General features: G+C 51.4%; 20 protein-coding genes, 1 tRNA gene and 1 pseudogene. 11 read left to right on the forward strand and 11 right to left on the reverse strand.

From position 1 onward, the window contains the following. Positions 1-39 precede the first annotated feature (39 nt). Positions 40-127, forward strand: a tRNA-Ser gene (locus tag ACIQ3A_RS02890). Positions 128-432: 305 nt separating this feature from the next. On the opposite strand, the pseudogene ACIQ3A_RS02895 reads toward ACIQ3A_RS02890, so the two are convergent. From ACIQ3A_RS02895 to ACIQ3A_RS02920, 6 genes and pseudogenes are all read right to left on the reverse strand, one after another. Beyond that, positions 433-1,536: pseudogene (locus tag ACIQ3A_RS02895) on the reverse strand (IS30 family transposase); the annotation flags it as partial. A gap of 134 nt (positions 1,537-1,670) precedes the next feature. Next, a complete protein-coding gene (locus ACIQ3A_RS02900) occupies positions 1,671-2,834 on the reverse strand; it encodes a CaiB/BaiF CoA transferase family protein (protein ID WP_396430259.1) in 1,164 nt (387 codons plus the stop codon). A gap of 39 nt (positions 2,835-2,873) precedes the next feature. After that, on the reverse strand, positions 2,874-4,040 hold the full coding sequence (locus ACIQ3A_RS02905; RefSeq protein WP_396430260.1) for an acyl-CoA dehydrogenase family protein: 1,167 nt from the start codon (positions 4,038-4,040) through the stop codon (positions 2,874-2,876). 90 nt (positions 4,041-4,130) lie between these two features. Beyond that, the gene (locus tag ACIQ3A_RS02910) at positions 4,131-4,904 is read right to left on the reverse strand and encodes an SDR family NAD(P)-dependent oxidoreductase (protein ID WP_396430261.1); all 774 of its coding nucleotides are present in this window, start codon (positions 4,902-4,904) and stop codon (positions 4,131-4,133) included. 80 nt (positions 4,905-4,984) lie between these two features. Continuing rightward, positions 4,985-5,776, reverse strand: coding sequence for a flavin reductase family protein (locus ACIQ3A_RS02915; RefSeq protein WP_396430262.1), 792 nt, complete (start codon positions 5,774-5,776; stop codon positions 4,985-4,987). Between the two features lie 10 nt (positions 5,777-5,786). Further along, positions 5,787-6,851 (reverse strand): LLM class flavin-dependent oxidoreductase, encoded by a 1,065-nt coding sequence (locus ACIQ3A_RS02920; RefSeq protein WP_396430263.1) that lies wholly within the window; start codon positions 6,849-6,851, stop codon positions 5,787-5,789. A 110-nt stretch (positions 6,852-6,961) separates the two neighbouring features. Between ACIQ3A_RS02920 and ACIQ3A_RS02925 the strand changes: the two genes are divergently transcribed. Next, the gene (locus ACIQ3A_RS02925; protein WP_396430264.1) at positions 6,962-7,924 is read left to right on the forward strand and encodes a LysR substrate-binding domain-containing protein; all 963 of its coding nucleotides are present in this window, start codon (positions 6,962-6,964) and stop codon (positions 7,922-7,924) included. On the opposite strand, the gene ACIQ3A_RS02930 is transcribed toward ACIQ3A_RS02925, so the two are convergent. Next, complete coding sequence (locus tag ACIQ3A_RS02930; RefSeq protein WP_396430265.1) at positions 7,906-8,835, reverse strand: SMP-30/gluconolactonase/LRE family protein; 930 nt, start codon at positions 8,833-8,835, stop codon at positions 7,906-7,908. The two genes, ACIQ3A_RS02925 and ACIQ3A_RS02930, sit on opposite strands and share 19 nt — an antisense overlap. A gap of 277 nt (positions 8,836-9,112) precedes the next feature. Between ACIQ3A_RS02930 and ACIQ3A_RS02935 the strand changes: the two genes are divergently transcribed. From ACIQ3A_RS02935 to ACIQ3A_RS02975, 9 genes are all read left to right on the forward strand, one after another. Next, the gene (locus tag ACIQ3A_RS02935; RefSeq protein WP_396430266.1) at positions 9,113-9,883 is read left to right on the forward strand and encodes an enoyl-CoA hydratase/isomerase family protein; all 771 of its coding nucleotides are present in this window, start codon (positions 9,113-9,115) and stop codon (positions 9,881-9,883) included. A gap of 3 nt (positions 9,884-9,886) precedes the next feature. After that, positions 9,887-12,028: an acetate--CoA ligase family protein gene (locus ACIQ3A_RS02940; RefSeq protein ID WP_396430267.1), complete on the forward strand. Its 2,142-nt coding sequence runs from the start codon at positions 9,887-9,889 to the stop codon at positions 12,026-12,028. Between the two features lie 18 nt (positions 12,029-12,046). After that, positions 12,047-13,231 carry an acyl-CoA dehydrogenase family protein gene (locus ACIQ3A_RS02945; protein WP_396430268.1) on the forward strand — a complete coding sequence of 395 codons (1,185 nt, stop codon included), beginning with the start codon at positions 12,047-12,049 and terminating at the stop codon, positions 13,229-13,231. A 4-nt stretch (positions 13,232-13,235) separates the two neighbouring features. Next, entirely contained in the window at positions 13,236-14,204 is a 969-nt protein-coding gene (locus tag ACIQ3A_RS02950) for an acyl-CoA dehydrogenase family protein (protein WP_396430269.1), read from the forward strand. Between the two features lies 1 nt (position 14,205). After that, positions 14,206-14,964, forward strand: a complete 759-nt coding sequence (locus ACIQ3A_RS02955) for an SDR family NAD(P)-dependent oxidoreductase (RefSeq protein ID WP_396430270.1) — start codon at positions 14,206-14,208, stop codon at positions 14,962-14,964. A gap of 7 nt (positions 14,965-14,971) precedes the next feature. After that, the gene (locus ACIQ3A_RS02960; protein ID WP_396430271.1) at positions 14,972-16,243 is read left to right on the forward strand and encodes an SDR family oxidoreductase; all 1,272 of its coding nucleotides are present in this window, start codon (positions 14,972-14,974) and stop codon (positions 16,241-16,243) included. Continuing rightward, positions 16,240-16,929 (forward strand): carboxymuconolactone decarboxylase family protein, encoded by a 690-nt coding sequence (locus ACIQ3A_RS02965; RefSeq protein ID WP_396430272.1) that lies wholly within the window; start codon positions 16,240-16,242, stop codon positions 16,927-16,929. The genes ACIQ3A_RS02960 and ACIQ3A_RS02965 overlap by 4 nt, the downstream gene beginning before the upstream one ends. 34 nt (positions 16,930-16,963) lie before the next feature. Further along, complete coding sequence (locus ACIQ3A_RS02970; RefSeq protein ID WP_396430273.1) at positions 16,964-17,962, forward strand: Bug family tripartite tricarboxylate transporter substrate binding protein; 999 nt, start codon at positions 16,964-16,966, stop codon at positions 17,960-17,962. 93 nt (positions 17,963-18,055) lie between these two features. After that, positions 18,056-19,018: a Bug family tripartite tricarboxylate transporter substrate binding protein gene (locus ACIQ3A_RS02975; protein WP_396430274.1), complete on the forward strand. Its 963-nt coding sequence runs from the start codon at positions 18,056-18,058 to the stop codon at positions 19,016-19,018. A gap of 80 nt (positions 19,019-19,098) precedes the next feature. Here ACIQ3A_RS02975 and ACIQ3A_RS02980 read toward each other — a convergent pair whose 3' ends face one another. Genes ACIQ3A_RS02980 through ACIQ3A_RS02995 form a run of 4 tightly spaced genes read right to left on the reverse strand, consistent with a single transcriptional unit; the run spans position 19,099 to position 23,036 of the window. Further along, positions 19,099-19,398, reverse strand: coding sequence for an antibiotic biosynthesis monooxygenase family protein (locus ACIQ3A_RS02980; protein ID WP_396430275.1), 300 nt, complete (start codon positions 19,396-19,398; stop codon positions 19,099-19,101). Positions 19,399-19,423: 25 nt separating this feature from the next. Beyond that, entirely contained in the window at positions 19,424-20,194 is a 771-nt protein-coding gene (locus ACIQ3A_RS02985; protein ID WP_396430276.1) for an SDR family NAD(P)-dependent oxidoreductase, read from the reverse strand. A 29-nt stretch (positions 20,195-20,223) separates the two neighbouring features. Then, a complete protein-coding gene (locus tag ACIQ3A_RS02990) occupies positions 20,224-21,129 on the reverse strand; it encodes an NAD-dependent epimerase/dehydratase family protein (RefSeq protein ID WP_396430277.1) in 906 nt (301 codons plus the stop codon). A 23-nt stretch (positions 21,130-21,152) separates the two neighbouring features. Further along, the gene (locus ACIQ3A_RS02995; protein ID WP_396430278.1) at positions 21,153-23,036 is read right to left on the reverse strand and encodes a TRAP transporter large permease subunit; all 1,884 of its coding nucleotides are present in this window, start codon (positions 23,034-23,036) and stop codon (positions 21,153-21,155) included. Positions 23,037-23,118 lie beyond the last annotated feature (82 nt).

The following is a 23,118-nucleotide window of genomic DNA, read 5'->3' on the forward strand; positions in this document are numbered from 1 at the left end:
GGTAAAGCGCGGCTTTAAATCGTTACAATCTGGCCGCAAGGAAGCGTGGCAGAGTGGTCGATTGCACCGGTCTTGAAAACCGGCGACTCGTAAGGGTCCGTGAGTTCGAATCTCACCGCTTCCGCCAGTTAAGAACCCTAAGTGATTGATTTACTTAGGGTTTTCTTTTTTAGCCTCACTCAGTCCACCTTTTAGTCCACCTTTTGGATGGGCTAAAAAAATCGCCGCGTGGAACAGCTGGCGGTTTTAAGATCTTCAAAATTTGGGGCTTTTGCCCCCAACAAACATTTGGAAATTTTGCGGGTTGAACATAGCCAGATGCAACTTGATCACAAAGTCCAAGACGCCAACGGTAACGCATACAACCGCACGTCATTTTGGGAGGCACGGGTCAAAAGATGCAGTCATAGGCCGATTACCTTGACCTTGAGTTCAACCGGTCGACGCAACACTTGCTGCAAGTCTAGCTCTCGGCGTTTCAAAGTTCAATGTCTTACGCGGTCGAGTATTTAATTTCAAAGCAATTTCATCAAGTTGGAGCTGATTGAATTGCGAGAGATCGGTTCCTTTTGGAAAGTATTGGCGCAGCAATCCATTCGTGTTTTCGTTCGTACCGCGCTGCCATGGGCTGCGAGGATCACAGAAGTAGACGCTAACGTCTGTGGCTACGCTAAATCGCTTGTGTTGTGCTAGTTCAGTGCCGCAATCCCAAGTTAAGGTCGACATTAAGCCCTCGGGCAATGTCTTGACCTGCCGGACTAAAGCGCTCACCACACTACTCGTGTCTTTCCCGGCGACATGCACCAACATGACATATCGGGAATGCCTTTCGACTAGCGTTGCAATATGACTATTTTTTGAGCCAGTGGTCAAGTCACCTTCCCAGTGTCCGGGAATTGCTCGGTCCTCGACCTCAGCAGGACGCTCGCTAATTGAGACCGCATCAACGATCTGCCCACGTGGTTGCCCTGCAGTTGTTGAGTGCTTTCCGCGTCGCATCATGCACCGGCTTCGTAGGTGAGAGATCAACGCTTTATTCAGAATCCCTCGAGCCTGAATGAATAGGCTTCGGTAGATCGTTTCATGGGATAACTGCATAGCACTGTCATTTTGATACGTGCGCTTCAACCATCCTGCGATTTGCTGCGGCGACCAATCTTCTTGCAGCTTTTGTGCAACGATCTCCCGCAGACTGCTATTTCCAGCCAGAACACATTGCTTTGGGCGCAGGGTTCGCTCCCATGCGCGCGCATCTGAGATGGCTGCGCGATAGGCGCACCTGCCGCCATTGCGGGCGATCTCACGGCTGACAGTAGAAGGAGAGAGACCGAGTTGCTTAGCCAATTGGCGCATAGAGTCTCCAGCCATCAAGCCTCTTGAGATCTCTTCTCGTTGCTCAAGTGTCAAGCTATGCGCGCATCTGGTCCTAGTGCGGGGCACGATTCCACCGTTTGTCGACAGCACGCCATGAATTGATTCGGGGTGCTTTCCAAGGGCTCGGCCGATCTCCGTTAAAGATTGGCCATCTTTCCATCTCGACTACAGATCTTTATTCTGCTTTGCAGAAAGTCCCGGCCTACCCATTTGCGCCATATTGAGCTCCTTCGAAACCAACATTCAATCAGATTGGTGTTGCGTCGACCGGTTGAACTCAAGATGCCGTCAGCAGGCTATGACTGCAACTCAGAAAGAACTTCATCCGTGTGTTCACCCAAATCAGGTAGGCGGCCTGGAACTCGGCAAAATCCATCGAGGTTCATGGGCAGACCGGGAATGAATACGGCCTTCCGTTGACCGGAGACGACTTCGACAAAAAGATCGTCTGACACGCCCGCTTGACCAGGTTTGACTTGGGCCATGTTTCGAACAACGCCAGCTACGACACCGCCCTGGTTAAGTAATTCGCAAAATGTCTCTGAGGGCATCTTTTTCAACAAGTCTCCCAATATCTGCAACAGTTCAACACGGTGCTTCACGCGTGCCTGGTTGTTAGAAAATCTGGGGTCCATGATCAACTCGGGCTTCCCGATCACTTGGCACAATTTGGAAAAGTGGTCTTGTGTATAGGCCGAAAGAACCACCTGACCATCTTGTGTGTTTAAAACATCAGCCGCAGGAGCCATACTGGGTTGCCCATTGCCCTTGCGTAACGGCATCACATCGCTTAAACGGTATTCTGCCCAGGCATTGGAAATGGATGCAACGGCCACATCAATGAGCGATACATCAACTAAACCGCCCTTGCCCGTGCGCACCCTGCGGAGAAGCGCGGCCAATACCCCATTTGTGAGTGTTTGGCTCGCAAGAGTATCTACCACCGTAAACCCAACCCGAAGCGGATCGCGACCCGACTCTCCGTTAAGGCTCATCATCCCGCTTTCAGCTTGTGCAGCAATGTCCAGCCCCGGGCGAGTACTCGCCAGACCACTTCGCCCAAACCCACTCACCTGTCCATACACAAGCCGAGGGGCAAGCGCCAGCAGTCGGGCTGAACCCAGTCCTTGTTTTTCCATAGAGGCAGGCCGTGCATTTTGCAAAACAACATCCGCGCTGAGAGCAAGTTTTAGCGCATTGTCACGCCCAAGCTCTGAACGAAGATCCAGAACAACCGAACGCTTCCCCCGGTTGTAGGCGGTGAACATGGGGCCGGCCAAATCACTGGTCCAACCCGAATGGCGAGCAGGATCACCGGACGGCGCCTCGATCTTGATGACATCCGCCCCCAGATCAGCAAGCACCTGTGCCGCAGCGGGTACCGCAATAAATTGTCCAAACTCGATGACCCTCAATCCACTTAATGGCAAAGGTGAATTTTCGTTATTGGATATGGACATCACCGCTCCAATGGCTACATGAATTGACGGTTGAATAGCTCATAAAGCCCTACCAGCATCAGCAGCAGCCAAGGTGCGCTTGGCAATGTTGATCAGATGAATCTGGGACGTTCCTTCGTAAAGTCTAAAGAGTCTGACGTCCCGATAAAAGCGTTCCGCCACGTTGTCTGCAATGTAACCGCCACCTCCAAACACCTGAAGAGCCCGGTCAGCCACTTTGCCGCAAACCTCCGACGCAAACAGTTTGCACATTGAGGCTTCCATCGTGACATCGCCCCCTGCATCCCGCTTTCTGGCAGTTTCCAGAACGAGGGCGCGGGCAGCATGAACCTCGGTATTGCTTTCGGCAATCATTTGTTGAACAAGTTGGAACTCTCCAATCGACTTCCCAAACTGTTCCCGGGTCCGGGCACGGTTGACCATTTCTGACACCAAACGGAGGGCCGGTCCGACACATAAGCCCGCCAGATTGATCCGCTGCTTGTTAAGTGTCTTCATTGCCGTTCGGAAACCCTGCCCTTCAACACCACCGATGATCGCGCTGGCGGGTACACGCACTTGCTCTAGTAGCACCTCGCCAACCGGGGAGCCATGTTGACCTAGTTTGCGGTAAGCAGGAGGCGTGCTTAAACCTGCTGTCCCTCGTTCAATCAAGAAAGCGGAAATGCCATTTGCACCCGTGCTGTAAGGATCTGTGCGCGCAAAGACGGTAACAAGATCGGCAATCGGGGCATTGGTGATGTAGCATTTTTTCCCTGTGATGATGAAGTCATCACCCGTTCTGAGCGCCATGGTTTTTAACGCTGTCGCATCCGACCCAGCTTCATGTTCTGTCAGTGCAAAACAACCCGTCACTCGCCCGCTGGCAAGCAGCGGAAGCCATCGTTCTTTTTGCTCGGGCGTACCATCCACGATCAGCGACTCTGATGCGATGCCTGTGTTTCCCCCAAAACGTGCACGAAATGCAGTAGCCACCTGTGAAACCTCTATGTTCACCATGGCCAACTCCTCTGTTGTCAGGCCCGCACCACCATAAATTTCAGGGATGCTGTGCCCAAACAATCCCATAACGCGCATCCGGTCAACGAGTTCTTCGGGAATCTCGTCGTTTCGATCCACCATCTCTTCTAGGGGAAGGCACTCGGCACGGACAAAATTCCTGATCGAAGCCAGGAATTGTTGAAAATTTTCAGGGTTTCGGATCATCTAGGTTGATTCTTGAGCAAGAGATTCAGTTAACTCAAATAGTTGAGTGCAGACAATGCATCCAGACTGGACATGGCCTGAGCACACGAATCAGTAAGTGTTGGCAAGAGTGGCCTTGAGAAAACCACCATCAACCACCAGATCCTGACCATTGATATAACTCGAAGCATCACTGGCAAAAAAAGCGACAGCGCCTGCAACGTCATCAGGCTGCCCAATCTTGCGCAAGGGGATTTTTGCCACTCGCTGGTTATGCACGTTTTCATCCCGGTAATGCGCTTCGGACAAGGGCGTTCGTATCATTCCGGGACTGACTGAATTTGTGCGAATGCCACGTGGGCCCCACTCAACGGCCATTTGATGCGTGAGTCCTATTACGCCTGCTTTTGCAGTGCCGTAGGCACCTACTCGGGTAGCTACCTGCGCAGCAATTGAAGCGATGTTGATGATGCTTCCGTTGCCCCGTTGGAACATCATAGGGACCATGGCCTGAGCACACAGCAATGCGCCGCGAAGGTTGATGGTCAACATCTGATCCCAAAGTTCTATAGGAAAATTTTCTAATGCAACGGGAGCCGCGCTGATAGCAGCGTTATTGACCAGAACGTCGCACCTGCCAAAATGTCCACGGACAAAATCCGCCATGGCTTGCACGGATTCTGGTTTGGCAATATCACATTCAATTTTCAAGCGTCGCTCAGGTTGCAGTGTTTCATCCGTAAAAGCGATATCGGCCTCCACCACAACTGCACCCATCGCATAAAGACGATTGACGATGGCATTGCCAATACCGCCTGATGCACCTGTCACGACCGCCACACAGCCTTTTAGTGCACCACCATCGAATGTCTTTTTTGTACTCATGACGAAACCTCAAAGTATCGTTTCAAGCATGATTTTTTCCATAAAAAAGGCGCCTGCACGAGAAGTATCTTCTGACTTTTTCAAACCACAGCAGCAATGCGGTGTGTTGCTGCATTGAAATGAACAACGGGTGTTGCTTTAGAGCAGGCTGTTTTGCGCACCTTGCCAACGATCAGGTGATGTGTCCCCAGTGCTTGAGTCCAAACAATATCGCACTCCAGACTGGCCATCGCATCCGACAAGACTGGCCGCTGATACGCTCCCTGTGTCCAACTCCCTATTGAAAATCGAGTTGGCCCTTGGGGTGATCGCAAGAAATTTGACATCACGTCGTGATGCTCTTCCCCAAGAACATTGGCTACAAAACCACCGCTTTGTAGCAAAGGATCAATGAACGAAGAGGTTTGATGTGCAAAAAAACAAATCATGGGCGGCTCGGCAGAAACCGAGGTCAGACTAGAAACAATCATGCCAGCAATATCGTGACCTTGGCCGGTTGTGACGGCACAGATGCCTGAGGGCAACGCCCGCATGGCTTCCTTGAAATCGGCAACAGAGACCAATGTATCGATTGATTCTTTCACCAAATGAACCCGAATATCGCCCTGTTCATTCACCCAACCATGGTGAACTGCATGAGCCATCATGCGAGCAAAGCCCTCTTCCCAATCGGCGTGCCCGCCCATTCCCGACATGAAACGCAGCACAGATGGCGCTACGCGTATGTGTTGCTCATCTTCACGATAACCGAGGCTGCATATGGACTTTTCCAGCATTTCAGTGGATTGCGGGTCTACCAAAACATCCAGACGCCGAAAGTCAGATGATTCGTTGAGCCGAACGTAACCCGCATTGGAAAGATGAATTCTCATCCTGGCTGCCTCAAGCGGCCACCGTCAGCTCAGCCAATTCCTTACGGATAGCAGGAATGATCTTTGCTCCCCAGAGCTCGATTTGCTTGAGCATGGTCTTTTGATCAAAATCCCCAAGCTGTGTCTGAATCGCAATGGTCTTGGGCTTGAGAATACTGATTTCCTGCAGCATTTTGTCGATGACCTGGTTGACGGATCCCACGGGCAAGTTATGTCGCATTTCGTCAAAACTCAACTCTGTCGAAGAAGGAACCTCTTGCACCATATAGCCATCTTCGGTCTGCGCACGGCGGAACTTCAGGCTCTCGGATATGCGTCGTTGGAAGCGCGCATTATCCAAATATGAATCAACTTCGGCTTTTTTATCGGAGGCATAAGCGCAACGCAACAAGCCAAAATTCACATCGTTATCGAGATTTTTGCCATTGTCCTCAGCCACTTTGTCCAATCGCGCGCGAAGACTCGTCATGGCCTCATTGCCCCCCAGCAAGGCCGTTACAAACAAATTGTGGTTCTCGCGGACGCCCCGTCCCAAGGTCACGGGGTTGCCCGAAGTGATCCAAATAGGTGGTGCTGGCTGCTGAATGCAGCGTACTGCGATGGAACTTGGCGGAATATCAAGATATTTACCGTGGTACTCGAATGTCTTCTGGGACAACCCCATAGGCAGAACGTCCAAGAATTCATTGAATATGGCCCCAGAATCGGCAATGTTGACGCCAAACCGCTCGAACTCAAATTCTTGATAGCCTGAGCCCACGCCCAAATCGAGCCGCCCATTAGAGACAGTGTCGACGAAACCAATTTCAGCCAGCAGACGTGCCGGATGGTACAGCGGCAAAATGCACACCGCAGTCCCAAGCCGAATTTTCTTGGTTTTTGCCGCCACATGCGCAATGGTCATGAGCGGAGAGGGGGACAGGGAGTAATTGTTGAAATGGTGCTCGGCATACCAAGCTGAACCGAACCCGGCCTGCTCAGCCATCACTGTCTGTTCGATGGAGTTATGAATCACCTGCTGTGAAGTCTGGTGATAACCACGTTGCTGAGCCAGAAGAAAAACACCAAATTCCATGACTGTCTCCTTTAAAATGAATCTTCTCAATGTTGCAAATTTTAGAAGTGCAATGCCTGCTTGAGAATGCACAGAAATCGACAAACTGTTCTGCAAAAAAGTGAGGATTTATGGATCGCCTGCGTGCTATGGAGTTATTTCTTTCTGTATCCCACACCAAAAGTTTTTCTGAAACCGCTCGTCATTTCGGAATTTCAGCAACTGCTGTTTCACGCATGATTGCAGATATAGAAGAGACACTGAAAGTCAAACTTCTGCTGCGCTCCACCCGCCAAATCATGCTCACGGAATCCGGTATGGAATACGCTCGGCACCTGGAAAGCATCCTGAGCAGCATCCACGAGGCACACACGAACATAACGGCCATAAGACAAGCGCCTAAAGGAACCCTGCGCGTGCATTCCCGCACGATGTTCGGGGTTCGGGTGCTGCCCTTGTTGATTTCCCGATTTAGAAGTCAATACCCGGACATCAAGATCGAGCTGACACTGTCCGAGACCCCCGCCGACCTTCGGCAAGGGCTCATTGACATGGATTTCCGGATTACCCCCCCAGTGGAAGCCGGCGTCAAAAGACGCATCTTGTTCAAAATTGAGCGGTATCTGGTGGCTTCGCCAGAATATTTGTTATCGCATCCAGCCCCTGAAGTGCCCTTGGACCTCCTTAAACACAACTGTCTGGCCTATATGCTTCCCGGCGTTTCATACACCTGGAATTTCCGAAAGGCAGACCATTTTGAGGAACAAACTTTCACGCCCCATCAACTCACCAACAATGGGCTCGCATTACTGGAATTGGCCCGACTTGGAGAAGGCATCGCCCTACTGGATGACTACATTGTTCATCGCGATCTGGCGCGCGGAACCTTGGTTCATGTGCTGCCTGAGTATCAAGCAAACAACACCAGCATGGAAGCCGGGATGTACGCCACGATTTCCGACACTTCCCTGATTCCAGCCAAGATTCAACTATTTATGGATTTCGTCGCGGCCCAATTGTCCGGGGAGGGAAACCGCTTTGATATCCTGGAAAACGACCTCTCCCGTCTGGTGCGTCAACCCAATGAAGGCTGAATTCGGCAAATAGGACGTTCGACACCCTGAAATCCCAATCCGCGCAAGCGCAGCACATGACCATCCCATGGACCATCTGCTCGCAAACGACCACTGTCACTGATCGATGTAACGAAGAGGTCTGTCATCTCATCGCCGCCAAAGCAGAGCGCAGTAGGATGGGTCAGCGGTACGCGCACTAAATGGGTTAGTTGCCCATGGTCATCAAAACGCGCCAATTGTCCCTTGCGAACCAGGGCAGTCCAGAGTCCTCCCTTGGCATCGAAACAACAACCATCTGGTGAAGACTCAAGTGCTTGCGTATCCACAAATATTTGTCGTCCCCAGTGCTCCTCATCAGTATGGGTGTACCTATAAATTTGACGGGCTTCACTGTCTGCGACATGGATCACTCCTGTAAATGGGTGCGCAACCGGACCATTTACGACCCCAAGACCTCGGTCAATACAGCTCATATGCCCATCGGTCTCCACCATGTACAAGCCACCCAACGCCTTCTCCCCAGGTAGACGGAAGGTGTGCATTGTGCCGACCAAAAATCGGCCATCCGGAAGCGCTGCACCATCGTTAAACCTTAAGTTGGGGTGCTGCTCATCAAGACGCCCAAGACGCTGAATCTGGCCGGTTTCAGGGTCAAGCAGAGCAATCTCCTCTTTGAGCGCAACAACCAGTCGCCCATCCATGTTGAAGGCCACACTGCCGAGGGGTGCAGGCAATTCCAACTGAACATGCGATCCCGTGCGCGTATGCTTTTTATGGATCACACCTCGTCGGCAATCTAGCCACCAAACCGACTCGGTTCGCACATCCCAAAGTGGGCACTCACCCAACGCAGATTTCTCATGACTGAAGCAGTGAATTTCATCGGGGATCAGAAATTGCGCGTTTTCCTGGTGGTCAGGGCGTGTCATGGTTTTAAAAAATATGCTCTTGGATCATGCATTTAATCTTAGTGGCCTCGACCCACTGGACTGCATATTTTTATGCAGAACAGTCTCAAGTATTCAGCTGGAATTGTGAGCAGCATCCTCCCTAAAATTCATCCAAACTACTCAACACAGCAGCCCGAAAATCTGGCAACAGGAGACATATTTTGACAATTAATCCCATGGTGAAAACCGCCGCACTCAGCCTGGACATCCTCCAGGATTTCGATCTTCCAATTTCCAACACAAACGGAGGTGTCGCATGAGCGAAAAATGCGTACGGATGGACGTCAATAACAAAGTCGCATTGGTCACGCTGGATCGGCCTCCCGTGAACGCCCTTAATAGGGAAATGCGATATCAACTCGTCGCTGTATTTGATGAAATATCTGCCCGTGAGGACATTATGTGCGCCGTACTCACAGGCAACGGCAGTGTTTTTTGTGCAGGGGCCGACCTGAAGGACAGACCGAACAACGATATTCCAGGCGATTTCCTGGAACACAACCGCATCACCCGTGAAACGGGGAATGCCATCCGGGAATGCGCCAAGCCAGTGATTGCCGCAGTCAATGGCGCAGCACTTGGCGCTGGTTTGGGTTTGGCGGCCTCTTGTGACATTCTTTACGCCTCGGAAAATGCCACTTTCGGGATGCCCGAAATCAATGTCGGCCTGGCCGGGGGCGCATCCATGCTGCGCACCTTGTTTGGGCGATCGACTGCCCGACGCATGTTCTTCACCGGGCAAAGGCTCACAGCAGCAGATTTGCTACGCCGCAACGTCATTGAGGATGTACTTCCCATCGAACAACTGTTGCCGGTGACCATGGAGTTGGCCTATGAAATCGCCTCAAAAGCTCCATTGGCACTGATTTACGCTAAGCGCGCGGCCAATATGGTTGATGTCATGCCGCAACGTGATGCCTACCGTTTCGAGCAGGAATTCACCATGGCGCTGTCCAAGACAGAAGATGCCCGTGAGGCACGTTTGGCCTTTATCGAAAAAAGAGCCCCTCAATTCAAAGGCCGCTGAGCCATGTCCGAGCCAATTCATCGTGCGCCTGGCGAGGGTATGGATGTCTTTTTCCATGCACGCAGCATGGCCGTCATCGGTGCCTCCTCTGAAATCTCCAAAATCGGCGGACGACCAATTCATCTTCTGCGCAAATATGGCTATTCAGGCAGCATTTACCCCATCAACCCAAAGGGTGGAGAAATTCAAGGTCTGAAGGCCTATACATGCCTTGCCGATACCCCGGAAGCTCCTGAGCTGGCGGTCATCGCTGTGCCAGCACAACACGCCGTGAAAGCCCTGCGTGACTGCGCCACACGCGGCGTCAAAGCTGTGGTGGTGCTGTCCTCTGGATTTTCTGAGGCGGGGCCAACCGGCATGCAATGGCAGGCTGAAATGACGGACATCGCACGCTCACATGGCATGCGGTTATTGGGTCCGAACTGTCTGGGGAGTCTGGGTGTTGCCAACAAAGTGATTGGTTCATTTTCGGTAGCACTTGAAGACCATATGCCCATGCCGGGAGGCATTGGCATCGTTTCCCAATCCGGCAACATTGGCAGCTATACCTTGCAGATTCTCGTCCAACGCGGTGTGGGTATCAGCGCAATGCTGACCACCGGCAATGAGGCCGATGTGGACTTGGCCGATGGCATTGCAGCATTGGCCTGCGATCCTCATACGCGCGTCATTTTGTGCTGTATGGAGACTTGCCGCGATGGCAACAGGTTACGCCGGGCACTGGATATAGCGCGCAAAAACAAAACACCGGTTTTCGTTTTGAAAATTGGTGCCACTGAACTGGGTCAAGCAGCTGCAGCCTCTCACACAGGCGCTCTGGCTGGATCGGATGACGTGATAGATGCGGTGTTTCGTCGCCATGGTGCGCTTCGTGTGGGCTCCCACGAAGATCTGGTGGAAATAGGTCTTGCAGCAGAACAACTTCTTCCTGATCGACTTCCACGAACCGCTGAGGCGAATTTGATTGCCGCCTCAGGCGGGTTTTGTATCATGATGGCTGACGCCATGAGCTCGGCGGGTATCGACTTACCTCCTCTGTCCCAAGCCACACAGGACAGAATTCACGCAGTTCTTCCTTCTGCAATCACCAATAACCCGCTTGATTCTTCCGCACAAATTTCAAGCAAACCCGAAACCTTGCTTGAAGTCCTGTCTTCACTTCACGAAGACTCCGGGGCGCGAGTCACCATTTTGTTCCAGTCTCTGGCTCTCTACAGCAGCCGGCTACGGGGTATTTATATCGAAGCCATGACGGCCTTGCGCTTGCGCTATCCGCAGCGTGTTTTGATTGTGATCAGTCGAGGTCCAGACGATGCATTGAAGCAGATTCGTCAACTCGGAATCCCTGTTTTTTCAACCATTGATGCTGCAGCGCGAGGTATGGCGGGTCTTGTCAAATTGTCAGAGCTACTGGCCTCGACTGTGCCTTATGAAAGTCCAACGGTCGTCAAGCAGGATTCATTGCCACCCATCGCGTTTCAAAATGAATACGGCGCTAAAAAGGTATTGGCGGAAGCTGGCTTTGACATACCCGTTGAGCGACAAGTCAGTTCTTTGGACGAGGCGGTGGAAGCCGCACAGGCTATGGGTTTTCCGGTGGTTCTCAAAGTGGTTTCCAAAGACCTTCCTCACAAAACCGAAGCAGGTGGGGTTGCACTGAATCTGTCCCATACTGAAGCGGTGCGTGCAGCTTACGGTCGCATTTTGTCCAACGTAAGTCAGCATGCCCCAACGGCAAGGGTCGAAGGCATCCTGGTCGCCCCCATGCTGCAAGGTGGAATAGAACTCATCGCTGGCATCTCACGCGATCCGGTTTTCGGCCCTGTAGTCATGATCGGTATGGGGGGTATTTATGCGGAGGTACTGCACGATGTTTGCGTGCAGGTGGCTCCCGTTTCAGAGCAAGAAGCTTTAAAAATGATTCGCTCATTGCGGCTATTTCCCCTACTTGACGGTGTACGCGGGCAGACACCAATGGACCAGCAAGCAGCGGCGAGCCTGGTGGCCAAATTGTCAGAATTCGCCTGCCGGTACAGCGATCAGGTTGCAGAAATCGACCTCAATCCGATCCTTGTTCGCCCACGAGGTGAAGGGGTCGCCGTACTTGATGCCTTGATGATTCCTATGCATGAAAAAAGTCCGTAAAGGACTCTGAGACTTCCTATGATCATTGATTTAAACCAGACCGCTGAACGGGAAAACTATCGCAGCTACGCAAAAAAATGGTTAGCCGATCATTTACCGTTGCACATGCGGGCAGACACCCTGGACTATCGATCGCCAACCCTTGAAGAGTCTCGTCAGTGGGAATCTGAAATGTACAAGGCTGGCTTGGCGGGCATGACCTGGCCCAAAGAATATGGCGGGCATGGCCTGAGCTTGAAAGAGCACTTGGCTGTGAACAAAGAAATAGGTGCATTGCTCATGCCCGAGAGTGTGAGCTCCATCGGTAAGGAACTTGCCGGCCCCATCATCATGACCGTAGGGACCGAAGAACAAAAAACGAATTTTCTTCCTGCTATTCTTAATATGGACAACTACTGGTGCCAAGGCTTTTCAGAGCCAGACGCCGGATCGGACTTGGCACGACTCAGAACCCGGGCCATCCCGGAGGGCGACCACTGGCGAATTAACGGTCAAAAGATCTGGACCAGTGGTGCAGCCAAGGCCCACTACTGCCTTTTGTTGACGCGCACTGGCACGATTGCCGACAAACACCGGGGCATGCTCATGTTTGCAGTGCCCATGAACACCCCGGGGATTCGCGTTGTCCCCATCAGGTCAATTGATGGTAAAGAGTCATTTACCGAAGTATTTTTCGACGACGTGTTGGTCCCAGACTATGCCCGCCTAGGGGCTCCTGATGAAGGCTGGAATGCGGCCGTTCGAGTGCTTTCGATTGAGCGTGCCACGAATCGGATGTACCGGGCCTGGCGTTTTGAATCAGAGCTTCGTTTCCTGGTGCGTGCTTGTCGTTCAGACTCCAAGCTGTCAAAACTTCTAGAGGATGGCTATTTCCAACGGCGAATTGGCGACGTATTGGGTGAAATTGATGGACTTAAGGGTCTGGTCGAGCGCACCGTGGAACGGCTGCTACAAGGCGCCGAAATAGGAGCACTTGGATCACTGACCAAACTTTACTGGTCAGAGTGCCACCAAGCTTTCGCAGGACTGGCTCAAAGCATCATCGGCCAAGTAACGCCCACTTCCAGTGAACTGGCACAACGCGCCAAGCAAGAGTTCACCCATGCTTACCTTTTCTCACGCGCCGAAACAATCTACGCTGGCACCTCGGAAATCCAGCTTGATTTGATCGCACAACGCATTTTGCGACTGCCCAGGGAATAAGCACATGAGCCACCAAGAAGACGGGCTTCGGCCTGAAGAGTTTGCTGAAGCGGCAGAAGCTGCCATTCAAGACGCGATAAAGGGCGAGGCCGGGCAGGTGAGCAGCACCCTGGCTGAGGCTGGATTGCTGGGGGTTTGCACGAGCGAGAAATCAAATGGACTGGGGCTTGATCTGCGTTTTGCAATTCCCCTTGCACAGGCGGCCGGTCGGCTAAGACTGCGCTTCGCTTTGGCTGAACAGATACTTTTGGCGCGCTGTTTTGCGGGCAGTGAGATCGCATCGTCCCTGGCACTGGGATTGCAGTTGGCCACCATTGCTTGGCAAGGCTCCACAGAGGACACCTGGATCGGTCACGCCCGCCGGGTGCAAGATGCTCGCTGGCTTCTAGTCCGCCACCAGGCCGGGGCGGTTTTGCTGGATGTATTGGATGCCCCCCGGCAATCAGACCGCAATCTGGACCCTGAAAACCCACAAGTATGGCTGAATGTGACTCAGTGTCCGGTTGTTTCGTATCTTGATCAAAACACCACAGAAGCCCTATGGCGCGATGGCGCTCTGTTGATGGCGGCCACGGTGCATGGGGCAGCAGAATATGCTTTGAACGCAGCGGTGGAACATACCTCGACACGGGTTCAATTTGAGCGGCCTCTGTCTTCCAAACAAGCGATTCGGCATTGGTTATCGCGCATGAAGCTCTACCACGAGGCTGCCGGCACTTCAATTGCCCGAGCACTGAATGAGAATGAATGGGGAGCCACCAGAGACCCGTTTCCGGTCTTGTCCACAAACTTGAAATACGCGACTTTCATCATCGAAAAGTCAATCCAATTGCATGGTGGTATGGGTTTCACATGGGACATTCCACTGCACCATGCACTTCGCGAAGTTCGAAAGATAGATGCAGCATGGGATGGCAGCGCATTGACACAAGACATCGGTCGTCGGTTCATGGAATCAATAGGGAGTCAATGACATGCAACTGGATATGAAAGACCGTGTGGCGCTGGTCACGGGCGCTGGTAACGGCATAGGCAGAGCAACAGCGCGCTTACTGGCCACTCGCGGGGCCATAGTGGTCGTGAACGACCTGAAGGCGGAGTTTGTGGACCCTGTGGTGAACGAAATCACAGAAGCGGGTGGTCAGGCTTTTGGCGTTGTGCAAAACATCGCCAGTCGTGAAGGCATTACGGCCGCAGTGCAACAGACATATGAATTCCGGGGCCGTTTCGATGTACTGGTTAACAACGCAGCATGGGTACGCTATCAGGCCATACCCGATATTCAATCTGAAACCTTGGACAGGATGCTGGATGTCGGCTTCAATTCGGTCATTTGGGGGATTCAGGCAGCGGCTGCAGTCATGGACCCCCAACGTGGCGGCGTTATTGTGAATATCGCATCCACGGCAGCTCTTCGCTCAACACTCAACTCCTTGGTCTATTCGGGCATCAAGGCCGGTGTGCTTGGTTTAACGCGCGCAGCCGCTGCTGAATTGGGTCATCGTCGTATCCGCGTCAATGCCGTGTGCCCCTCTGCTGTGCCGACCGAAGGCACACTGCGTAACCGCGATGCAACCCGTGACGCACTTCGTGTTGCTCGGACCCCGTTGGGCAGACTGGGAACCGTTGAAGACATCGCGCGGGGCATTTGTTTTTTGGTAAGTGATGACGCCGCTTTCATGACCGCGCAAGCCTTGGTGCTGGATGGCGGCGTGACCTTTACCAACATTTGACAAGCACATGTCCATGCTTGGCCTCTCCTGCCTCAAACCAAATGGCACCGTGCTGATCACGGGTGCGGCCTCAGGCATTGGGCGGGCAACGGCGGTGCTATTTGCTCAGAGAAATTGGCGTTGCGTCTTGCTTGATCGAGCCCTGGGCCCTCTTCAGCAGTTGCAATCCGAACTGGAATCAAGTAAGGCCAATGGGCATCTCATCATTCAGATTGACCTAACCCATGAATCGGAAATCCTTACTGTTCTTGAGGACATGCCCGATCTGGACGCCTTGGTCAACAACGCAGGCATGTCACATTCAGGTGCCAGTGCTTTGGACCCGCTTGACGGAGAAATCCCCTCTCAGTTGGTTGCCCTAAATCTGGCAGCACCGGCACGCATGGTTGACGCCTGCGAGAGTCGCCTCCGTCCGGGGGCCCGAATTGTCAACCTCACATCTGGCGCCGCTTTACGGGCCATTCCAAATCGTGGCCTCTACAGCCCTAGCAAAGCTGGCCTGCTGGAACAAACTCGCGCCTTGGCCGCTGCAAAACCGGATTGGACGGTCACATCGCTGGCACCAGGTTTTGTGCGTACTGAACTGGTGCAAAAATTAGTTGAGAGTGGAAAACTCCATGGCCCAGATGCGCTGGCCAAAGTTCCGCTTGGCCGCATGGCGGAACCCACAGAAATAGCTGAAGCCGTTTATTTTTTAGCGACTCAAGCTCCACCGCAATTTTCTGGTGAGAACCTCATGGTCTGTGGTGGCTCGTCGGTTTACGGCGGTAGTCAGAAACTGGCCTTGGCGGAATATACATTGTCACCTTCCGAGTCGCTACCAAGATTGAAAACCGTATCCCTCGCCTCCGATGGATGGGCAGAAGTTAGGCACGACCTTGAAGCGGAATCGCGGACATCATCTGATTCTTTTTACGAAGGCGTCATCGACGGCTCTGTACTTCTTGCAAAAACCGGGCAGATACTCAAGGCGGTTCAAATTGCCGCGATCAATTTCTTTCGAAGTCATGTGGGCCCAGCAAGTCTGACACTTCTTTTACCCTCCCGATCGGTCCAGTGGATGCATGCAGGAGATTTGGCATCAGCAAAAATGTTGGTTTCAACGCTTGCTGTTGAATGGGGCGCAAAAGGACTACGGATCAACGCCATCGAAGTTGCTGAAAATATCACGCCATTACATTTTTTGCCACTATTACATTTTTTGGCAGGCACAAAAGCTCAGTATGTCACTGGGCAAACACTGTGCCTTTCTCAAAATAACCACGGGGTGCGAAGATGAGCGAACAAGACCTTATGCGTGACCAGATCAGGAATGAGTTTGAACGAGAGCGGGGCTACTGGCGACCCTGGAACGATACATTGCTGCGCGAAAGACCCAACTTTCTTCAGAATTACGCGCGCTATGCCGGACACCCTGCACGAACCGGCCCGTTGAGTGAACGCATGATCGAATTGATTTATGTGGGTTTGGATGCTTCATCCAGCCATTTGTTCGAAGCCGGGCTTCGGGTTCATATGGAAAAAGCGCTCAAAGTCGGTGCAAGCCGACAGGATATTTTTGATGTACTGCACTTGGTGGCTGGGCAGGGCATTGAGTGCACCCTGCAAGGAATCGAAATTCTTGCAGAAGAAATATCCCAGACACAAGATGTCAAAAATGTCTCAGGCGAAAGTGCTTTTGACTGGCTGGCTTGGAATGATCCGAGTTATGCAGAGCTCACGCATTCATTAATGTCCGATGGGTTCTCAACGGAAGGCCTGAGTCCAGCAGAACGTTGCCTCGTGCAGATCGCGTTGCATGCTTGTTTTACAGCCTTCAATCCGAAAGCGCTCAGAGAACACATCCGTAAGGGCATTGAGATCGGATTGAGCAGTGCCCAAACTTTGCAATCCATTCAGTTGGGTGCCCATTTATCCGTGCACGGCACAGCGTTAGGTGCTCAAGTTTTCGAAACCTTGAATTGATATTGATTTTTTAACACACCCAAAGGAGACAAGCATGAAAAATTCTTCCATCTCGCGTCGCGCATTGTTGGCCAGCACAGCGCTGTTTGCAATGGACAGCCGAGCACAGGTCCATACCGCGGCCAATGTCATCAACTGGCCGAACCGACCTATAAAAATAGTGGTACCAGGTCCCGCCGGGGTTGGTGGTGATATCTTTGCAAGAATGTTGGCCGGCCCCTTGCAAGAAGCTCTCAAGCAGTCCATCGTCATTGAAAACAAAGCCGGTGCCAACGGCATCATTGGCAATGATGCCGTTGCCAAAGCACAACCGGATGGTTACACCTTCCTCTTCTCGCCCTCATCGTCCATTGCCATTAACCCGATTCTTCAACCCAAAATGCCCTACGACACGGTCAAGGACCTTGCGCCCGTGGCACAAATCGGACTTTCGGGTTTTCTGCTGGTCGCTAATCCTTCCACGGGCTTCAAAAACTTGGACGATATGGTGCGGTATGCAAAAGCCAACCCTGGAAAACTGAACTACGCATCCTGGGGAAATGGATCCAGCGGTCAACTGGCCATGGAAAGCATCAAGGCCCATTACCAAATTTTCATGCCGCATATTCCGTATAAAGGGGTCTTGCCTGCACTGACAGACCTGCTTGCAAACAACATCAGTGTTGGCTTTGTCGACATTGCATCACCTGTGCCGCATATCCGGTCCGGTCGTTTGGTTGGACTGGGATGTACCGGTTCTTCAAGGGGCCCCGCACTGCCCGATCTGCCCACTTTGTCAGAGCAGGGTTTCAAGTTTGATACCGATGGATGGTATGGCGTGTTTACATCTGCGGGTACGCCACAAAGTTTGATCAACCGGATGAACCAGGAAATCAATCGCATATTGGCAACTGATGAAGTCATCCAAAAATTTGCCAGTAACAACATGCCGAAACCGCCGATCAAGACGGCAGACCAATTTGCAGCTACTGTAAAGAAAGATGTGGAAACTTGGCAAGGCTTGGCCAAAGTGGCTGGGCTGAAGATCGACTGAGTTGTTTGTTGAAATCAAGGATGACATTCTGAATACAGGATCTAAAAAATCCGGGTTGTCCAAATTACTCATGGCTCAATTAGGAGACGCTCAATGATCAGTCGACGCAATTGCTTGCAAATATTGGCTGCAGCCTGCTTACCTGCTTCAGCGAAGGCGGCTTGGCCTGAAAAGGCTCTGCGCATCGTAGTACCTTATGCTGCTGGCGGATTCACCGATATATTGGCTCGAATGCTGGCAACGGGTATGTCAGAGAAACTTGGACAACCCATCATCGTTGAAAATAAGCCTGGTGCGTCCACCATGTTGGGTGCAGAAATTGTCGCTAAGTCTCCTGCCGATGGCTATACCTTGCTGATGGCCACAACCAGTACTCTGAGCACCAATCCGTTGGTGTTCAAAAAAATGCCGTTCAAACCCGCCGATTTAAGGCCCGTGGCATTGACCGGGCTGACCCCATTCGTATTGGTCGCGCATCCTTCGGTTCAAGCCAAAGACTCTACAGAACTGGTGAGCCTTGCGCGCGCCAACCCAGGCAAACTGAACTTTGCCATGTTGGGTACAGGATCATCGACTCATTTTGTGGACGAAATGTATCGACGCATGACGGGGGTGGATATTCCAGATGTTCCCTATAAGGGGGCTGGGCCTGCAACCAATGATCTTCTGGCTGGACATGTTCAACTCAACTTTGACGCCATTGCGACCGCTATCCCCCGCATTCAAAACGGCTCACTTAAAGGTCTGGGAATTTCATCTGATACCCGGTCTCCGCTTTTGCCCTCCTTGCCAACCTTCAAGGAATCAGGTCTACCCGATATGGTCGCCTATTCTTGGTATGGCTTGGTGGCACCTTCGGGTACACCAACAACTGTGGTGGAAAGGCTGAACAAACTGGTCAATGATTTACTCAATTCACCAGAGATCAAGGAACGCCTGATCGCCAATGGGGCAACAGCCCCCCAACTTTCAGCAGCTCAGTTTGGCGGACTGATTGATGACCACACCCGCCGGTGGGAGCGAATTATCAAACCATTGAATCTGCAACTCGATTAAAGACCTGACACTAATTCAAGCATCAGGCAGACAAGATGTTTCTGGAATGTGACAACGTTAGGACACTACTGAGACAGTCATTAACAATCAACCAACTCTAAAAAATGCTCAACAATCGGTGGTTGAGCAAAGAAGTCGCCCACCAGAGATCGCCACTCTGTATAAAGCGAAGATTCGCGAAAATCCACGGTGTGATTCTCAAGCGTAGCCCACGTCAGGAGAAGCAAATACCGATCAGGTGTTTCTATGCAACGGCGAAATTCATGATGAAGAAAACCTTTCGCCTTAGGAAAAATTGTGTCGAGTGCTAATTGAACACTTTTCTCAAAAGAATCGTTTAGACCAGACTTGACTCGAATGTCAGCAACCTCAAGAATCATCGTTGACCCCAGAATTTTTTGAAAATCAATGAATATGGGTTCCGCCGTTGACGTCAAGCGTCGCGCCCGTCACAAACCCCGACAAATCTGAAGCGAGGTAAAGACAAGCCCCGGCCATCTCACGCGTAGATCCAATGCGCTTGAGGGGAATCGCATCAATGATTGCCTTAAGCCGCTCTTCAGAGAGCCCATCCAGCATGGGCGTGTCAATCATGGCTGGGCAAATAGAGTTGGCACGAATACCTAAGGCGCCGAACTCACGCGCAATACTTTTCGTCAAACTCAGCATGCCACCCTTGGACGCAGCGTAATGCGACCCTCCAACCAAGCCACCACCTCGTTGTGCTGCGAGTGAAGCCACGTTAACGATGTTGCCTGAGCGCTGCAATTCAAAAACTCTCAAGGCACTTTGACAAAGAAAAAATGCACCCTTGAGATTGATATCGAGCATGAGATCCAGCTCACTTTCAGAGATATCCAGAATGGGCTTGGATTTAACAATGCCAGCTGAATTTATCAGGCAATCGAGGTGACCATGAATAGACACTACTTTCGCAACCAAGGCATCGCAGTCTTGACGGTTGCTGATATCGCATTGAATCCCATCTATCAATGCGGTACGTTCAAGCTTCTTCTCGATTGATTCTTTGATTGATGCAAGTACAACTGCATTCATGTTCACATCGGTTACAACCACTTTTGCCCCGTGCTCTACAAAAAGCTCAGCCGTTGCATAGCCGATACTTCGCAAGGATGCTGCTCCAGCAACGATGCAAACCTTATTTTTTAACAGCATATCAATACGTTCCTTTTTCGAAAATCTGCTTAGGGGTAGATCTTCATTTCATTCAAAATCCATTGCTGTGCCGAATGATTTTTCGGATTCCAGCCCAAATCTTCGCGAGCACGTACAGAACGGACTCGGCTATTGCTGCCAAATGAGAACAGTGCTCTGGCCATGCCCCACTTCTCCACTGCGAACTCAGGGTCGAGATGCTCTATTGCATGAATGCCAAGACGTTTTGATATTGACTTGGCAATTTCAATAAAGGAGGCTTCACCGTTTTCGGCGAAATACAGCGAACCACCCTTGCATTTCTCTGCCACCAACAAATACAAATCAACCAGGTCGTCGATATGAACATTGGACCAAGTGTTCAACCCTTTTCCGACAATTTGAACGGCACCATTGTCAGAAGCGTTCTTTGAAAGAAATGGAATTTGTATGCTTTGTTTGTTGATCCCTTTTCCATATCCATAAATCAAGCTGGGAGCTACGACAGCAGACCTGATATCCAGCTTGGAAGCCTCAATGACTCGCAGATCAATGTCCCGACGCGCCTGCTTCCTGGGGTCAATCACCAAGGTCGAATTTTCCGAATAAATGGCATCCGAACAAAAATCACCACGGGCATCGTCGCCGATGATGCTTGTTCCACTGGTGTGAATCAGCACCCTTCCAGTTCCTTTTAGCCCTGCGATCAACGCTTCAACAGCACCCAAGTGATCAGCATTTGCGGTATTGAAAACTGCATCTGCTTTGCAAGCTTCTTGAACAAGCAGTTCCGCGTCTTCAAGCTCACCCATAACGGGTTCAATACCTAAAGTCATGAGCTGCTGAGCGCTTGAAAAGCTTCTCGTCAATCCACGGACCTTGTGTCCATTTTTGATCATTGCGATGGCGACTGATCCTCCGATGTATCCAGTCGCGCCAGTGATAAAGACATTCATGTGCAGTGACCTTGGATGTCAGATCAAAGCATGAATGTGGACAGGGAAGGTATTGCAGCGATCACGATGACACCAACCAGTAAAGCCGCGATGTAAGGCCAAATCGCGACAATGACATCATCTGGTTTCGCGTCTCCAATACGGCATGCAATGTAAAAGCCAACGCCAATCGGCGGCATCATCAGGCCAACGTTCATTGCACAGACGACAACCATCGAATAGTGAATTTCGTTGATCCCAAGCTTCTTAGCAATTGGGAACATGATTGGCGCCAGCAGCAACACGGCTGGAAGTCCTTCAAGAAGACAGCCCAGTATCAAAAATACGATGATAGTCACCGCCATAAAGGCCATCCAACCGCCTGGTAATGTGGTCAAAAACAAGGACAGTTGTTGCACGATCCCGCTTTGCGTAATAGCCCATGCCATGGCAGAGGCCGTACCCAGGATTAGAAGGATGGCACCGCTGAGGGCGGCTGTTTCGACAAGCATGGCATACAGCCGCTTCCAGCCAATACCGCCATAAAGCACCTGACCAATCATCATCGCGTACAACACTGCAATGGTGGAAACTTCGGTGGCGGTTGCAACGCCACCCCCAACGGCACTGCGAATCAAAAATGGCAACACCAACGCAGGCGCAGCGATCAAAGCCAGTCGGCCAATGATTTTCATACTTGGCCGCTTGATTTGGCTTGTGTCCTCATTGCGCGCCTTCCATCTTGCCAGTACAAGCAACGCCAAAAGAAGAACCATGGCTACAAAAAATCCACTTTCAAACAAGCCAGCGATTGAGACACCAGCGACCGAACCCAAAACAATCAAGACGATGCTTGGGGGAACTGTGTCCGCCATGGCGGCACCGGTAGCTAACAGTGCGACCATTTCAGATCGCTTATTTCCTCGTCTGCGCATTTCAGGAAAAAGTGCAGGGGCAACCGTCGCCATGTCTGAAACCTTGGAGCCTGAAATTCCAGACACGATGAAAAGCGATGCCAAAAGAACATATGACATGCCAGCCTTGACGTGACCAATCATCGATGCCAGAAGATCGACAATGGCTTTACCCATTCCAGTCGCATCGAGCACACAGCCCAATAGAACAAAAATCGGAACAGAGACCAAAACAATATTGCCCATCCCCTCATCAATGCGACCAACAATCACGACCAATGGAATATTGCTACTGAACGCCAAATACGTCATCACACCAATGCCAAAGCAAAAGGCAATGGGAACGCCAGAGACCAAACAAAGTGCCACCAGACCGCACAAGAAGATCAGGATATTGATCAATCCCAACTGTGCAATTTGCGGAGAAATTTTAGAGCAAAGAAAAACAAACAATCCAACGCCTACTATTGCAATTGAAAGATGTTTTTTCGAAACCGTTTTTAACGCATACGCACCGATGACCGTCAGCATCAAAATCATCCCTGCAGCAATCGCAGTAACCCGGATGCCACTGGGGATCTCAAGAGATGGAGAGTTAACAACCCATTCGCTTTCAACGTGCTCAATAGCAGGGCCAATGAGACCGATCAAAAATGCACCTATTGCGGCAAGGGCAAAAGCATGTACCAGCCCTCGCAAATTTTCGGATAGCTTATCAACGAACATCGACAATCTGAGGTGTTCATTGCGATGCATGGCAATGACCGCCCCCAGCATCGCAACCCAAATGAAGGCGATCGAAACAGCCTCATCGATCCACCCAACGGGTCGAGAAAATACATAGCGTGCAATGACGCCGCTGAAAAGCATAGCAACGATACTGACCATCAGGGCGGCGCAAAGTGCTTCCAAGGGCATCATCCATTTTGAAAGAATGCGATTGAACGCTGTCTCTGCAGGCGCTGCAGAATGCTCTTGCGCTAACAATGCGGTGATGGCGTCAGGGCTGGTCATAGGGGTCTCATACATTCTTAATAAGCAATAGGCTTAAACGGGTCAGCAGGCACATCGAAAAATATCGACATGCCTGCAAACG

It is taken from the genome of Limnohabitans sp. (assembly GCF_044361985.1).
Classification (GTDB): domain Bacteria; phylum Pseudomonadota; class Gammaproteobacteria; order Burkholderiales; family Burkholderiaceae_C; genus Limnohabitans_A.